Genomic DNA, 14,945 nt, shown 5'->3' with positions numbered 1-14,945 from the left:
CCGGCGCCGGGGCCCACGCCCACGGCCTGGCCGCCCACAACCGCACCCGCTCGTGTTCCGCGTGCGCTCGCGCCGAGCACCTGGGAGCACGGTCACCGATATCGCCGACGCCGCGTCAGGACACGCTGTCCGTATCCGCGCAGGACCGCCGGGTCAGGTGCGGGCGAGGTCGGACAGGAGTGCGGGCAGGAGGCGTTCCTCCATGACCGTGCTGCCCGACTCGTTCATGGCACGGGCCAGTTCGGGGTCCCAGGGGCTGGCCGCGGGCGGTCCCGCGAGCGGTGTGGACTCGCCCTTGCTGAGGGCCGCCGTGTAGTCGGCGGCGGTCATCCGCCACGGGCGGGCACCGTGGCGGGCCACGGCGCCCGCGGTGATACGCAGGCCGGCCCAGTCGAAGTCGGCGCGCCAGTGCAGCCGGGCTCCCGCGCGTACGGCGTCGCCGAGCAGTTTGTGGCAGGCGGCGGACGGGACGCCCTCGGTGCAGACGAGGGCCGCGCCGGTGTCCTGGAGTTCGCCGGCCGCGGCCCGCAGTACAGCCGGGTTCTCGCAGACGAAGATGGCGCGGGCGGCGGGGACGACGGGGTCGGTGGCGAGTTGGTGGAGGGTGAGCCGGAAGGGGATGCCGAAGTCGGCGGCGTCGCGCAGCCAGTCGCAGACGACCGTGTCGCCCTCGGCCCCGATGTTGAGGACGAGTACCTGGCTGGCGAGGTCATCGGCGATGGCTCCGGCGCTCTCCCACAGGGCGCGCCGCCCGGCCCTCTCGCGCGGGACATCGCCACCGGTGCGCTGGGCGAGGGCGCGCAGGACGAGCTGTTCGAGCGGGGTGCCGGGAACGAGGGCCTTGGTGTCGCCGATCGCCCACTCGGCGAGGACCGGGAGCGGCAGGAGGCCGGCCGGGTGCCCGGGGATCCGGTCCGGGTCACCGGGGAGCCTTTCCAGGACGCGCACCGCGGCGTCGAGGAGGGGTGCGTCCCCGCGGCGTACGAGACGGGTGAGGGTGCCGTCGGCGGCGATCCGGTCCAGCCAGGCCGCGAACCACCCTTGCCCGGCGAGTCGGCTGGAGTGGGCGGATTGCAGGGCCTGTTCGCGGCCCTCTTCCTCGTCAGCCCGTTCGGCCGGCCGGTCGCGCAGCGGGCCGTGGAGCCGGCCGAGGGTCTGGAGGAGACCGGTGCCGTAGCGGTCGTGCAGATACCCGTCCAGGTCGCGCAGGGGTATGGCGAGGCGTTTGGCGGTCTCGGGCCGGTAGCGGCCGGTGATGCCGATGACGGTACGGCGTTCGGCCTCGCTGGGCCCCGTGAGTCCGATGTCGCCGTCGAGCACGCCGCCGGTGCGCTCCAGCTTGCGGCGGGCGGCGGCGAGCAGCCGGGTCCAAGCCTCGCCTCGCAACTCGTCGTACTCACGCCGCTCAGCTGACAACCGCGGCCTCCTCAGGCGTCGGGACGCGACGGGTGCCGGGCGAGCCGAGGGCGGCGGTGAGGTCGCCGGTGTCGTCGGCGAGGAGCCGGTGGCCGTCCCAGACGAGCAGCAGCGCGGAGACCGTGTGGTCGACGGCCGTGTGGGCGAGGTCGTAGTGGGCGGCGGCGGGGACGGAGGGGTGGGCGGCCCACAGGTCGTATCCGGTCATGAACAGGTCGAGGTCGAACTGGGCTGCCAGCGACATGAGTTCGCCGCGCCCGGTGTCGTCCACGCCCGCGAATGCCTCGTCGAGGGCGAGCAGCCGCGGGGCGTGCGGGTCGGCGGAGTTGAGCATGGCGTGGGCGGCGGCGAACAGCGGCAGGTGCAGCGACACGGACTGCTCACCGCCCGACAGGCGGCTGTGCCGGGCGCGGGTGAGCTTCTCCTCGATCTTGCCGGGCTCGCCGGGGCGTACCAGCTGGAACGCGAACTGCCGCCAGCGCCGGTAGTCAAGGACCTCGGCGAGGAGTTCGCGGTAGGGCTGGTCGCGGTGGTGGGCGCGGGCGGTCTTGATCTGCGCGGCGAAGTGGGTGCGCACCCGAGCGAGGCCGTCGGGGCCGAGGCGGGCGGCGTCGGCGTCAAGGAGGGCGCAGACAGCGCGCTGCTCGTCGTCGAGATGTTCGGCGAGTAGCCAGCTCACGCCGACCGTCGTCCCCGATGACATCGTGCGCTTGCGCATGTCGGTGTTCATCCGCCTGATCAGGTCGCGGGCGTCGACGGTGCGGTCGTGGATCTGCTGGGCGAGCCGGGTGAGTAGGGCGTCCTCCAGGATGCGCTGCTCGGAATCGGAGAGCAGTTCGGCCTGGTCGCGGTGGTGCACCGCGATCTTCCCGGCGAAGGTGGCGACGGGCAGCGGGCCTTCCTCGTCGGCGACGCGTACGAGGATGACCCCGTCGGAGCCGTCCCATTCGGGCCGGTAGTCCTGTCCGGCGGCGGCGAGCCGCGCCTGCAGGTCGTCCAGGGCCTTGGTGAGACGGGTGACCGACTGCTTGACACTGGTCTCGGTGGGGGTCAGGTCACGGGTGGCGGCGAGGATCGCCTCGTGCACGGCGACCGCGGCGGGCGGCAGTTCGCCGCCGGCCCAGTCGGCCTCCTGCGCGGGCCAGGCGAGGCCCGGCGGGCAGCGCAGAATGTCGAGGAGCTCGCGGGCGGCGTACGGGCGAAGGCCACGGGCGGTGTCCTTCTCCTCCGCGGCGGCAACCGACCGGGCCTCGGCGGCGGCCGTGCGGCGGGCCTCGGCGGCCGCGGTGTCCGCGATCGCGGTGTGCTGGGCCACGCGAGCCGCCTCAACCTCCCGGACCAGAGCGTCGATCCCGTCTTCGGCCTCCCGCACCTGGCGCATCACCTCCTGCGTCTCGGCCCCGACGGCCTCCTGGAGGGCTTCGAACCCCGCGGCCTCCTCGGTGTGCCGACGGCGCGCGGCGCGCTCGGCGCTCAAGGCCGCTTCCTCGTCTTCGGCCGCGACGGTGAGCCGGTCGGCCGCCGCCTGCGTGGCCTGAAGCTGGTGGGCGTGTTCGCGGCGGCGGGCGGTGAGTTCGCGTACCGCGGTCTCGAAGGCGCGGGTAGCGGTCTCGACAGCGTCGACGCGCTCGATCTCGATGGCGTGCTCGGCCGCGGTGCGACGCAGGGCGCGCTCAGCGACCGAGCAGGCGGCCACGGTCTCGTCGTAGGACGTCTGGGCGGCGTCGGCGGCGTCGCGGGTGGCGCGCAGCCTCGCCGCGGCCTTGTCGACTTCACGCAGCGCCTGCGTGATGCCGGTGGTGCGGGGCAGGGCGGCGCGGGCGGCGGCGTACGCCTCAAGGGCGGCGTCCGCACGGGCCTCGGCGCGCGCCAACTCATCGATTTGGGCGGCGAGTTCGGTCAGCAGCTGCTCGCAGGCGGCGATCCGGGCGGCGCGGCGGCGATGGCGGGCGGTGGCGCCTACGTACTCGGCGTGTTCTTTGGTGTGGGCGCCGACCAGGACGCCGGCGGCGTATCGGCCGTCGGGGCTGATCTGCGGGGTCCCGGTGTCGAGGTCGCCAGTGATGGTGACGGAGCGCAGCACGGCGGTGATACGCACGGCCGGGATCGCGGTGCCGTCCTCGGGCCGCAAGAGGTCGGCCAGGCTCGGTCCGCTGACCGGGGCACCGGCGCGGAGGTAGCCGTCGCTATACCCGGCGGTCACGGGGGTGTCCTCGGCGGTGAGGAGGGCGTCGAGGAGGCCCGATGCCTCCAAGGCTGCTTCGACGCTAGCTTGTTGATGATCGGTCAGCCCACTGGCGAAATCGACGAGTTGCCACAGCGGCATGCCGCCGCCGGATGCCCTCCCCCTGGGGGCACCTCTGGGGGCACCCCCAGAGGTGGCTGGGGGAGGTAGCTGGGGAACTTCGGCCGGGGAGACCCCCAGCTCCCGCCGCTCGGCGGTGCGGCCACGGGCCGGGGGCGGGGCGTCGTCGTGTTCGGCGGCGATCCGGTCGCGTTCGGCTTCGGTCTCGGCACGGCGGCGCTCGACGTCGGCGCGCTGAGCGCGCGAGGAGGCGAGCGTGTCGCGCAGATCCTGCACGGCGGGGGCGGTGAGTTCGGCGAAGACGTCGCCGAGGGTGACCGCCTCGGCCTCGCCGGTAAGGCCCAGTGCTTCGGCGAGTCGGTCGGCACCCTCCTCCAGCCTTCGGTCGGGGGGACCCCCATCTCGCTTCTCCCCCAGCCTCCGGCCGGGGGGACCCCCATCTCGCTTCTCCCCCAGCCTCCGGCCGGGGGGACCCCCATCTCGCTTCTCCCCCAGCCTCCGGCCGGGGGGACCCCCATCTCGCTTCGCTCGGGGGAGGAGCGCGCCGTGTGCCCGTGTCCACTGGCCGAGCGCCCAACGGGCCTGTTCGCGGGCGGATTCGAGGGCCGACTCGGCAGCCGTTTCGGCGGTTTCGGCCGCGGCGACGGCTTCCTGGGCGCGGTCGAGGGAGACCCGGGCGAGGTCGCGAGTCTGCTCGGCACCGCGTGCCGCCTGCTGGGCGGCGCGCACCGCCCGGACGCCCTCGTGGCGGGCGGCGGCGAACGCGGCGGAGCGCTCGGCAAGGCGGGCGGGCTCGGCGTCGGCCGGGGTCCAGGGGATGCCGGCGGTATGGGCGTGGTCGGCGACGGTGGCGGCGTCGCGGGAGACCGCGGCGTCGAGTTCGGCGGCGAGTTGAGTGGCGCGTTCGGCCTCGGCGCGGGCGCGGCCGGTGGCGGCGGTGCGGCGTTCACGTTCGGCAGTCGCCTGCCGGGCGATGTGCTCGCAGGTGCGCACCAGGCGTTCCAGGTCGGCCAGTTGCTCGACGGCCTGGTAGGCGGCGGACGAGCGCAGCTGGTCGAGGCCGGCGCGCTGGGCGGCCAGCGCGGCGTCGGCTTTCTCGGCGCGCGTCTCGGCGGCTGCCTGCTGTTCGCGGGCCGTCTCCAGGTTCGCGGTGGCGGTACGCAGTGCGGTCGCGCGCTCAGCGGTTTCACCGCGGCGGGCAGTGAGCTTGTCCGCGGCTGTGCGGGCGTGGACACGCAGATAGGTGGAGTAGCTCGCGAGGAAGGCACGGGTGGCGTCGTCGGCGGCGGCCAGCCCCTCCAGGGTGCGCTGCACGGACTCCATGTCGTCGAAGGAGCGGGCCGCCTCGGCGATCAGGTCGTCGTCGAGCGGGCGCAGGCCCGCGGTCAGGGTGTCGGAGAGCTTGGCCGGGTCGAGGTTCTTGGCGAGCTGCGGGCGGCGCAACGTGAGGATCAGGGTGAGCAACTGCTCGTACCGCTCCCTGCCGAGGCCGAACAGGCGTTGGTCGACGGCGGCGCGGTAGTCGGCCGTGGGGGCGATCAGCTCGCGTCCGAGCTCGGCGGCGAGCTGCTTCTTCGTCATCGGCCGGTCGTCGTTCGTCAGGAGGGAGAAGTCCTCGCCGACGCGGCCTTCGGCGACGAAGTGCCAACGAGCCGGTGTGTCGCGGTGCCGCTGGGCGTGCAGTCCGATGCCACAGGTGACGGCCTCGCCGGTGTCCCGGTGGGTGAACTCGATCCAGACGTAGCCGAGGGCGCTGTCCTGGCCGCGGAAGAGCAGGTTGGACTTCATCGTGCGGTCTTCGGCGGCGAACGGGTTGAGCCGCTTGGGGTCGATGCGGCCGTCGAGGACGAACGGGAAGAGGACTTCGAGGGCCTTGGTCTTGCCCGATCCGTTGGGTCCGCGCAGCACCAGCCAGCCGTTGGCGAAGGAGAATTCCTCGTCCCGGTAATCCCAGAGGTTGATGATCCCGGCGCGGGTGGGGACATAGCGGGCGGCCGGGGTGGGAGCGGGGGTGCTCACGGCGTCAGGTCCTTGGCGGTGTCGTCGGCGAACAGGGCGGTCTGGACCGGCAGTTGGACTGCCGCACGAGTCTTCACCCGAGCGGTGACCCCGCGGTAGCGGGCGAGCAGCGGGAGTGCGAGGGCTCCTCCGTCGACACGGGCGATCAGTGACATGGCGGCCAGCAGGTCCAGAGCCTGGTCGAGCAGCCGGTCGGGGTCGCCGCGCAGATCGGCGGAGAAGCCCGCACCGTACTCGCCGGTGATCTCCTTGAGCCTGCCACGCAGCCAGGAGTCGGTGACGAAGGGATACCGGATCTCCTCCCGCTCTTCCCCCGCCTCGTCATACGTCCCGGACTCCGACTCCTCGTCCCGCTCGGCGAATTCGGCGAATTCAGCGATCACCGAGCGCACCGGAAGAGCGGCGTCGATCCGCCGGGCGCGGGCCGCGAGGTATTCGGCGGCGGTAGGTGCGGGCAGCAGTTCGAGGACATGCCGCCCTGTGCGCTGCGCGGCGGCGCTGATGCGAGCGGCCAACAGCAGCGCCGCCTGCGCGACCGTGCCGCCGCCGGGGAAGCGGATGTCGGACAGCCTGCCGGACGTGTCGACGAGCGCGACGCCCTCGGCTCGCCGCTCCACCCCGAGCCCGGTCAGGCGCTCAAGGTCCTCGGCGAGGGCGGGGGCACGCAGCTGGCCGAGGAGTCCGGGGTCCGCGTCGGCGTAGTACGCGACCGGGTTCTCCAGCACCAGGCGGCGGGCGCGACGAGCCTGGTCGCGGCGCTGGGCGGTGCGGCCGGCGGACAAGCCCAGCGCGCCGGAGGAGTCGAGGAGCGCGGTGACGGAGGTCAGGTGCTGCAGGACTCGGGTCGGGTGGTGGACGGCGGTGAGGATCTCGCGGTCGATGTCGTACAGGGCCTCGGCGCGCTCGGGATCGCCGGCCCAGGCGGTGGCGGAGCCGTCGGCGAGGGTGAGCGCGCCGCGTTCGGTGAGCCAGGTGACGGCGTCGACGAAGGCGTCCCGGTCGGCCTTGCGTGCGGTGTCGAGCCCCAGTCCGTCGATGCGTACGGCGTCGGCGGCGACCGCGTCGGCCAACTCGCCCAGCGCCACCTGCGCGCCGTGGCGGCCCAGGGCGGCGAGGATGAGGACAAGGTAGGCATAGCGGCGGCGGTCGAAGGGGCGGCCCACGCGGGTGAGGGCCGGGCGGGTGGCGTCCAGGCCGTCCTGCGCGCGCTGCAGCCGGGCGGTGTCGGCGGTGGTGACGAGCCGGTAGCCGAGCACCTCCAGCAGATCGGTGCGCAGTTGCTCGGCCCAGCGGCGCACGGTCGCCAGCGCCGCCTTGTCCGGATACCCGGGCGTGACCAGGGGATGCCGCAGCACGAGCCGCACCGCCTTCTGGTAGTCGGCGAGTTCGAGCGGGGAGACGCTCTCGGCAACGCGGCTCACGCGGTGACCTCCAGGCGCAGTCCGTCGAGGTGGAGGCGACCGCGCACGGTGTCGACGGTGGTGGAGCCCTCGGCGGGGGTGAGGGTGAGACGTACCCCGTGGGCGGATCCGGAGGCGGCGGTGACGGAGCGGCTGGCGGGCACACGGGCGGCGAGCGCCACGTCCAACAGGGCGAGCAATGCCCGCGTTTCGGGCTCGTCGAGCCTCCGGCCGTAGACGCCGTCCGATACGAGCGCGTTCGCGGCGCTCCGGCGCTCGGCCTGCTCCTTCAGCTGCTCGGCACGGAGCCGGGCCCGCTGGGCGTCGTTGCGCTCAATGCGGCCGGGGCCGTGCAGGGCGGGGGTCCGGCCGGACTGGACCAGGGTGCGGGCCAGCTCGACCGGTTCTGCGTCCCACCAGGACGTACGTGCCGGGATCTGTTCGGGATCGGCGTACGGGACGGCGATATGGCGGGGCGCGCCCAGCCCGAAGACTGCCTGGAAAAGGGCGTGGGCGTCCTCGTCACTCTCACAGGAGGTGAACCACTGGGCGAGATGGCGCAGTTGGCTCTCCCGGCTCACCCCGCCACGGCGCGCCTCGGTGACGCGGCGCAGCAGAGCGAGGACGGAGCGGATCGCGGTGACGGTGGCGTCCTGCAGCCGCTCAGCCTCGCCGTGCTCGCGCTCCGCGAACCAGTGGACAATGCCGTCCCACCGGTGGCGCCAGTCTGCCAGCCGGTCGGCGGGACTGCGGAAGAGCCGCTCGTCGGCCTCGGCCGCGTACTCGATCATGCGTTCCACACCGCTTGCCGCGGCCTTCTCGACGGCCTCGGCGAGCAGTGGAGCGTAGCGGCCGAGTTCGGCGGTGAACTCCCGCATGTGCGCCAGCAGCGTGTCCTTGTGGGCGAGGAACACCTCGGGCCGGGTGTCGTTGGTGCGCGCCAGGTCTCCCAGCATGAGGTAGAAGCGGGCGGCGCGCTGCGCCATCTCGTTCAGCACGGAGTCGAGACGGCCGAGCTTGCGGTACACCTCCTCGGCATCGCCCGCGGTGTTGGCCTCGGCCAGCGCGCGCAGGTCGCCGAGGATGTCGGGGAAGACGAGGCGGGAGAGCTGGGCATCCTCAAGGCGCGCGCCGAGTACGTCCTCCACGGCCCGGTACGCCCGGTATCCGGCCTGGGTGAACTGGTACACGTAGTGGCGGTTGCGATATTCGGCGAGGTTCGCGGCGCGCGTCCCGTCGTACGACCGGTCCAGAATCCGCCAGTCCGCGAGCGCGTCGAGCAGCGGCTGAACGTCGCCCACGGCGCCCGCGGCAGGATGGTCGGCGGTGAGCCGCTCAAGCAGTCCCACCGCGTCCGAAGCGTGCAGCAGCACCTGGTAGTTGGCGCGCCCGCGGTCGAAGGCGCGCAGCAGCCACAGGTACTCGTGGCGCTTCTCAGCGGCAGCGAAGTGGAACAGCCGCAGGCGGTCGTCGAGGGAGAACGCGTCGATGCCGAACGCGCCCTCGACGACCGCCTGCGGGGCGTCGGGCTCGTCACTCACGGATCTGGCGCTTCCCTTGCTTCGGCTGGCACACGTTCGGCCGACCACAGTCGGACCCGCACCAGTCTGCCGCACCTGGACCAGTGCGGGTAAGCCACTCACCAGCCCACGCCACCTGTGCTAGCCTGCGCCCTTCTCACCCCCCGTACATCGCGCCGACCAGCGCCCTCGGACGAACCCTCCCCCCTCCCGGATCAGCAACCGGCCCCCTCGGGAGGTCCACCCGCCGAGTTCGAAGGAATGCGACGCGCCGCACAAATTAATCGGTCATATCTCTGTCCGAGAGCAGCGAGGCCCCTCAGGCTGGGCCGCCCGCGTCATCCCCGACCGCCTGCCGACCGTCGAGCGCCGCGCCCGTTACCTCACCGACACCGCCCGCATGGGGAACAAGCGCGGCGACCCTCACCGCGCCCTCGCCGCACTCCGCGCCCTGGAGCGCACCGCACCCGAAGAGGTACGCCATCCCTCCCCGCACATACTGACCACCGCCCCGCCGCACTCCCCGCAGCACCTCCCAGACATCCGCGAGTTCACCACCCGCACCGGAGCACTCACCGTCTGATGGAACTCGGCCGCGCAGGATGCCCCTTCTTGCTTGATACGACGACCAACTCACCCTGCGCCGGGCGCGAATGGCGCGCGCGGCAGCCGTCGTCCCCCGAGCCGAAAACCGGGCGCCCCACCCAGCCCGGATGCCCGCCCGTCGTCGCCGACCGGCCTGAACATCCCCCGGCTCTCCTCGGCCGCGCCAAGGCCGTGGCCGGATCCGCCCGCACCGGGACGCGACGCGTTGCCACGGGCGAACGGGGCGGTGGACCATACCGGGGATACGGAGTCGGGGTCACACAGCGGCGGTACGGGCCGGAACGGTCGATCCGGCCCCGATGGTCGAGGAGTTCCGGCGGACGGCGGATTGCGTCGGCAGGGCCCCATGGGAGCCGCCGAGTGCGCGCTTTCACGCACGAGGCGGCACCCGTGCGGTCCGCGCGCACGCTCGGCGCACTACCGGCCCGGGAGTGGGAGCTACGCGCGCCAGGGGGAGGAAGAGCAGGCCATGGGTATCGGGGACATCGTCAGTGACGTCACTCCGGATGTGGTCGAGGACGCCGTTGAGGAGGGCGTCGAGCTGGTCGGTGAGGGTGTCGACGCGGTCGGCGACTGGACGGCGGACCGGCTGGAGGATGTCGGTCTGGAGGGTGCGGCGGATTTCGTCCGGGACACGAGTGATTCGGTGGCCAACCGACTCGGCGCGGATGTCGATGAGTTACGGCTGGACCAGTCCGAGGACCCGACGAAGTTGATCCACGGCAGCGCGGGGAAGCTGCGTTCCACCGCCGCCCATCTGACGGACTTCGCGGGCGCGTTCACGGATGTCGGCCATGGGCTGACGGGCGTGGACGCGGAGGCGTTGCGCGGGCAGACGGCGGACGCGTTCCGGGAGCGGGTGTCGGTCGAGCCGGAGAAGTGGTTCCGCGCGGCGGAGGCATCGGAGCGGGCGGCGCGTGCGCTGAACGGCTTCGCGGACACGGTGGAGTGGGCGCAGGGCCAGGCGCGGCAGGCCATCGACAGGTACCGGGAGGCGAAGCGGACCTCGGAGGAGGCGCGTTCGGCACACAACGCGCGGGTGGAGGAATACAACGCGGCGGTCGAGGTCTACAACGCCACCCCCGCGGAGGAGCGCGGCTCGGTCGTACTGCCGCCGTGCCCCACCGAGTTCCGTGATCCGGGTGTGGCGATGGTGGAGGAGGCCGCCGACATCCTGGCCGAGGCGCGGCGGCAGCGGAACGCGGCGCATGACGAGGCGAAGGCGGCGGTGGAGGCGGCGCGGGACATGGCCCCGCCGAAGCCGTCCTACAGCGAGCAGGCGGGCGACGCGTACACCGGCGTACAGCTGGCCTCTTCGCACTTCACGGCCGGGCTGGTGCGGGGCACCGCCGGGTTGGTGAACTTCGCGCGCGGTGTGAACCCACTGGACCCGTACAACCTCACACACCCCGCCGAGTACCTCACCAGCCTCAACAGCACCGCCGCCGGCCTGGTGCGGATGTCCAACGACCCCATCGGCACGGCCGGGGCCATGTGGGACACCTTCTCCCAGGATCCAGCCGAGGGAACCGGCCGGCTGGTGCCCGAACTGCTCGGCACCCGCGGCCTGGGCGCCGCGCGGACCGGGGCCAACGCCGCCCGTCACGCCCCGGACCCGCCCGGGTCCGGCCGCTCCCAGGTCCGCCAGGACGGCCCTGACACGCACACCACGCCGGAAGAGCAGGTGACGCGCGGGCCGACGGACCCGGTGAACCTGGCCACCGGCCGGATGTTCCTGCCGCAGACGGATGTCGCGCTGCCCGGGGCGCTGCCGCTGCTGTTCCGCCGGCATGTGGAGTCCGGCTACCGGGCGGGGCGCTGGTTCGGCCCGTCCTGGACGAGCACGGTCGATGCGCGGCTGGAAGTGGACGCTGAGGGCGTGGTGTTCCTCTCCGAGGACGGCCTGGTACTGGCCTACCCCCACCCGGCACCCGGTGTGCCGACGCTGCCCACGTCCGGGCCCCAGTGGCCGCTGGAGCGCACCCCCGGCGGCGACTACCTGCTCACCGACCCGGAGTCGGGCCGCAGTTGGCACTTCGACGGCCCGGCGGGCGCGGAGCCGGGCGGGGACGGCGAGGCATGGCTGGCGGAGATCACGGACCGCAACGGGCACCGGATCACGTTCGAGCACGACGAGCACGGCGCACCGACTGCCATCGTCCACTCCGGCGGCTACCACGTGACCCTGACCACCGAGGCCGGCCGGATCACCGCACTGCACCTCCTCGGTGTGGAAGCGCCACTGGTCCGCTACCGCTACACCGACGGGAACCTCACCGCCGTCACCAAGTCCTCCGGCGCCACCCTGACGTTCGAGTACGACGACGACCGCCGGGTGACGGCGTGGATCGACAGCAACGACCGCCGCTACGACTATGTCTACGACGCACTCGACCGGTGCGTGGCCGAGGGCGGCACCGAGGGCCACCACGCGGTGCGCATCCGCTACGGCGACCCCGACCCGGCCACCGGCCACCGCGTCACCACCGTCACCACCACCCCGGCAGGCCACACCAGCCGCTACGTAATCGATTCGGCGTGCCGGGTGGTGGCGGTCACCGACCCCAACGGGCACACGGTCCGCACCGGTTACGACGGCGAGGGCCGCGTCACCGCCCGCACCAACCCCCTCGGACACACCACCCACTTCCGGCACGACCAGGCAGGCCGGCCGGTGGCAATCGTTCTCCCGGACGGGACCGAGACCACCGCTGTCTACAACGACCTCGGCCTGCCAGCCCAGATCACCGACCCGGACGGGGCGGTGTGGGAGCAGGAGTTCGACGCGCGGGGCAACCGGACCGCGGTGACCGACCCGGCCGGCCACACCACCCACTACACCTACGACGCCTCAGGCCATCTCACCTCGGTCACCGACCCGCTCGGCCACACCACGCGCGTACGGTGCGACGCGGCCGGACTGCCGCTGGAGATCACCGACCCGACCGGCGCCGTCACGACATACCAACGCGACCCGTTCGGCCGCCCGGTGACGCTCACCGATCCTCCCCCGGACTCCGTCCGGGGGAACCCCCAGGGCGCCACCACCCGCCTGGAATGGACGGTCGAGGGTCATCTCGCCCGCCGCGTCGACGCATGCGGCGCCGAAGAGACCTGGGCTTACGACGGCGAGGGCAACTGCGTCCGCCACACCGACGCCCTCGGTCAGGTCACCCGCTACGAGTACGGCCCCTTCGACGTGCTCACCGCCCGCACCGACCCCGACGGTGCCCGCTACGCATTCACCCACGACACCCAGCTGCGCCTCACCCGCGTCACCAACCCCCAGGGCCTGACCTGGGAGTACACCTACGACCCGGCCGGACACCTGACCGCCGAGACAGACTTCGACGGCCGCACCCTCACCTACACCTACGACCCCACCGGCCGCCCGCACTCCCGCACCAACCCCCTGGGCCAGACCATCGCCTTCGAACGCGACCCGGCCGGCCGGATCACCCGCAAGGACGCCGCCGGGCAGATCACCACTTACACGTACGACCCCGCCGGACGGCTGACCTCCGCCGCCGGACCGGACGCGGAGATCGTCTACCAGCGCGACCGCCTCGGCCGCGTCAAAACCGAGATGGTCAACGGCCATGTCCTCACCCACACTTACAACGCGGCCGGCCGCCGCACCCGCCGCACCACACCCGCCGGCGCCGTCTCCACATTCACCTACGACCAGGCCGGCCGCTCCACCGCCCTGAACGCCTCCGGCCACACCCTCGCCTTCGACCGCGACGCCGCCGGCCGCGAAACCGCCCGCCACATCAGCGACACCCTCCAACTGACCCGCACCTTTGACCCGGCGGGCCGCCTCACCACCCAAACCCTCACCACCCCCGGCGGGCCGCTGCACCACCACACCTACACCTACCGCGCCGACGGCCACCTCACCGGCATCGACGACCGCACCTTCGACCTCGACCCGATGGGCCGGGTCACCGGCGTCCACGCCCAGGGCTGGAGCGAGACCTACGCCTACGACACGGCCGGCAACCAGACCCACGCCACCTGGCCCACCGGCCACCCCGGCACCGCCGCCACCGGCCCCCGCACCTACACCGGCACCCGCCTGCTACGCGCCGGCCGGATGCGCTACGCATACGACGCGGCCGGCCGGGTCGTCCTGCGCCAGAAAACCCGGCTGTCGAAGAAACCGGACACCTGGCGGTACGAGTGGGACGCCGAGGACCGCCTGACCGCCGTCACCACCCCGGACGGCACCCACTGGCGCTACCACTACGACCCCCTCAGCCGCCGCACCGCCAAACAACGCCTCGCCGCCGACTGCGAAACAGTGGTGGAACAGGTCGACTTCACCTGGGACGCCACCACCCTGATCGAACAGACCACCACCACCCCGGCCCTCCCCCACCCGGTCACCCTCACCTGGGACCACGACGGCCCGCACCCCATCGCCCAGACCGAACGCATCACCGCCGCCGACACACCCCAGACCGAAATCGACCGCCGCTTCTTCGCCATCATCACCGACCTCATCGGCACCCCCACCCACCTCATCGACCAGAACGGCACCACCGCCTGGCACACCCAAACCACCCTCTGGGGCACCACCACCTGGAACACCAACGCCACCGCCTACACCCCCCTCCGCTTCCCCGGCCAGTACTACGACCCCGAAACCGGCCTCCACTACAACCACCACCGCCACTACGACCCCCAAACAGCCCGCTACACCACCCCCGACCCCCTCGGCCTCACCCCCGCCCCCAACCCCACCACCTACGTCCACAACCCCCACACCTGGACCGACCCATTGGGGCTCGCACCGGAATGCACGCCAGGCGATGTGCGACGTTCGGGCAGCGAACTAGTCCCGCACAGCAGGACTTTCGCGCACCGCCAGCTCAACAATCTGCACGTTCCCGAGCTGATCACGCCTGAGGGAAGGACCCTGAGCGCCCATGCGGCTGAGCGCGTCGCAGGCAGCGGGCCGGGGCGGCCGCCCACCACGCTCGATGTAGTGGATTACATTTTGGATAACGGTACTAAGGTCAAGTACGATCCCGTGCGGGAAACCATCCAAGTGAGGGCTCCTGAGTTGCCTGGAAAACCATTCGTCGTGATAAGCGGAAGCGATCCGAACCACGTTGTCACGGTCATGATCCCCAAGACGGTGCATCTCCCATGAGTGGCCGACAAACACTTCTCGACTTGATCGATGTTTTCCTGACGGGCCGCGATCGTTCCGCTCAATTCGTCCAGGAGATCGAGGATGTCCTGGTTGCAGATTTCCTGGATACGCCAGTCTTCGAGGTTCTGGCCGAGGTGGTTTCTCTCTATCGTCCAGGTGCTGGCTTGCCGTACACCGATGAAGAAGAGATGTCAGAAGCGCTGGCGTCCGCACGCGATCTGTTGACCGAACCGCGAGGAAGGTAACGACGGCGGACACCCGCTACCGAGCAATGCGGACCACCTCGGCCGCCCCAACCCGCCGACGCGCGGCCGGGGCCGGGCGTCGGCGGGTGAGGTGTCAGCAGGACAGGCCGTAAGTCGGCGCAGGTCGGTTGATGTTGGGGCGGCGAGGCCAAATCACTCAGTACGCTTTTCCCTTCTGGATCACTCGCCTCCAGGAACGGGTCTCTGCAGGGCCTCACCATGCCGGAGGAGTGCGCCCTTGCGGGTCTGGTGGAGGCTCGGTGCCCTGGAAGG

General features: G+C 72.2%; 7 protein-coding genes. 3 read left to right on the top strand and 4 right to left on the bottom strand.

Translation table 11 applies throughout. The features are described from left to right. Nucleotides 1-153: 153 nt before the first annotated feature. Genes OIE51_RS15760 through OIE51_RS15745 form a run of 4 tightly spaced genes read right to left on the bottom strand, consistent with a single transcriptional unit; the run spans nt 154 to nt 8,681 of the window. Nucleotides 154-1,416 carry a TIGR02679 family protein gene (locus tag OIE51_RS15760; protein WP_326598318.1) on the bottom strand — a complete coding sequence of 421 codons (1,263 nt, stop codon included), beginning with the start codon at nt 1,414-1,416 and terminating at the stop codon, nt 154-156. Continuing rightward, entirely contained in the window at nt 1,406-5,740 is a 4,335-nt protein-coding gene (locus OIE51_RS15755) for an SbcC/MukB-like Walker B domain-containing protein (protein ID WP_326598317.1), read from the bottom strand. The genes OIE51_RS15760 and OIE51_RS15755 overlap by 11 nt, the downstream gene beginning before the upstream one ends. Beyond that, a complete protein-coding gene (locus tag OIE51_RS15750) occupies nt 5,737-7,161 on the bottom strand; it encodes a TIGR02678 family protein (protein WP_326598316.1) in 1,425 nt (474 codons plus the stop codon). Before OIE51_RS15750 ends, OIE51_RS15755 begins: the two co-directional genes overlap by 4 nt. Continuing rightward, nucleotides 7,158-8,681, bottom strand: coding sequence for a TIGR02677 family protein (locus OIE51_RS15745; protein WP_326598315.1), 1,524 nt, complete (start codon nt 8,679-8,681; stop codon nt 7,158-7,160). Before OIE51_RS15745 ends, OIE51_RS15750 begins: the two co-directional genes overlap by 4 nt. A gap of 379 nt (nt 8,682-9,060) precedes the next feature. On the opposite strand from OIE51_RS15745, the gene OIE51_RS15740 reads away from it, so the two are divergent. From OIE51_RS15740 to OIE51_RS15730, 3 genes are all read left to right on the top strand, one after another. Beyond that, the gene (locus OIE51_RS15740; RefSeq protein WP_326598314.1) at nt 9,061-9,243 is read left to right on the top strand and encodes a hypothetical protein; all 183 of its coding nucleotides are present in this window, start codon (nt 9,061-9,063) and stop codon (nt 9,241-9,243) included. Between the two features lie 492 nt (nt 9,244-9,735). After that, nucleotides 9,736-14,424 (top strand): putative T7SS-secreted protein, encoded by a 4,689-nt coding sequence (locus tag OIE51_RS15735; protein ID WP_326598313.1) that lies wholly within the window; start codon nt 9,736-9,738, stop codon nt 14,422-14,424. Nucleotides 14,425-14,447: 23 nt separating this feature from the next. Further along, on the top strand, nt 14,448-14,672 hold the full coding sequence (locus OIE51_RS15730; RefSeq protein WP_326598312.1) for a hypothetical protein: 225 nt from the start codon (nt 14,448-14,450) through the stop codon (nt 14,670-14,672). Nucleotides 14,673-14,945 lie beyond the last annotated feature (273 nt).

The organism is Streptomyces sp. NBC_01803, assembly GCF_035917415.1.
Lineage (GTDB): Bacteria > Actinomycetota > Actinomycetes > Streptomycetales > Streptomycetaceae > Streptomyces.
This window is presented reverse-complemented; position numbering and strand designations above follow the sequence as displayed.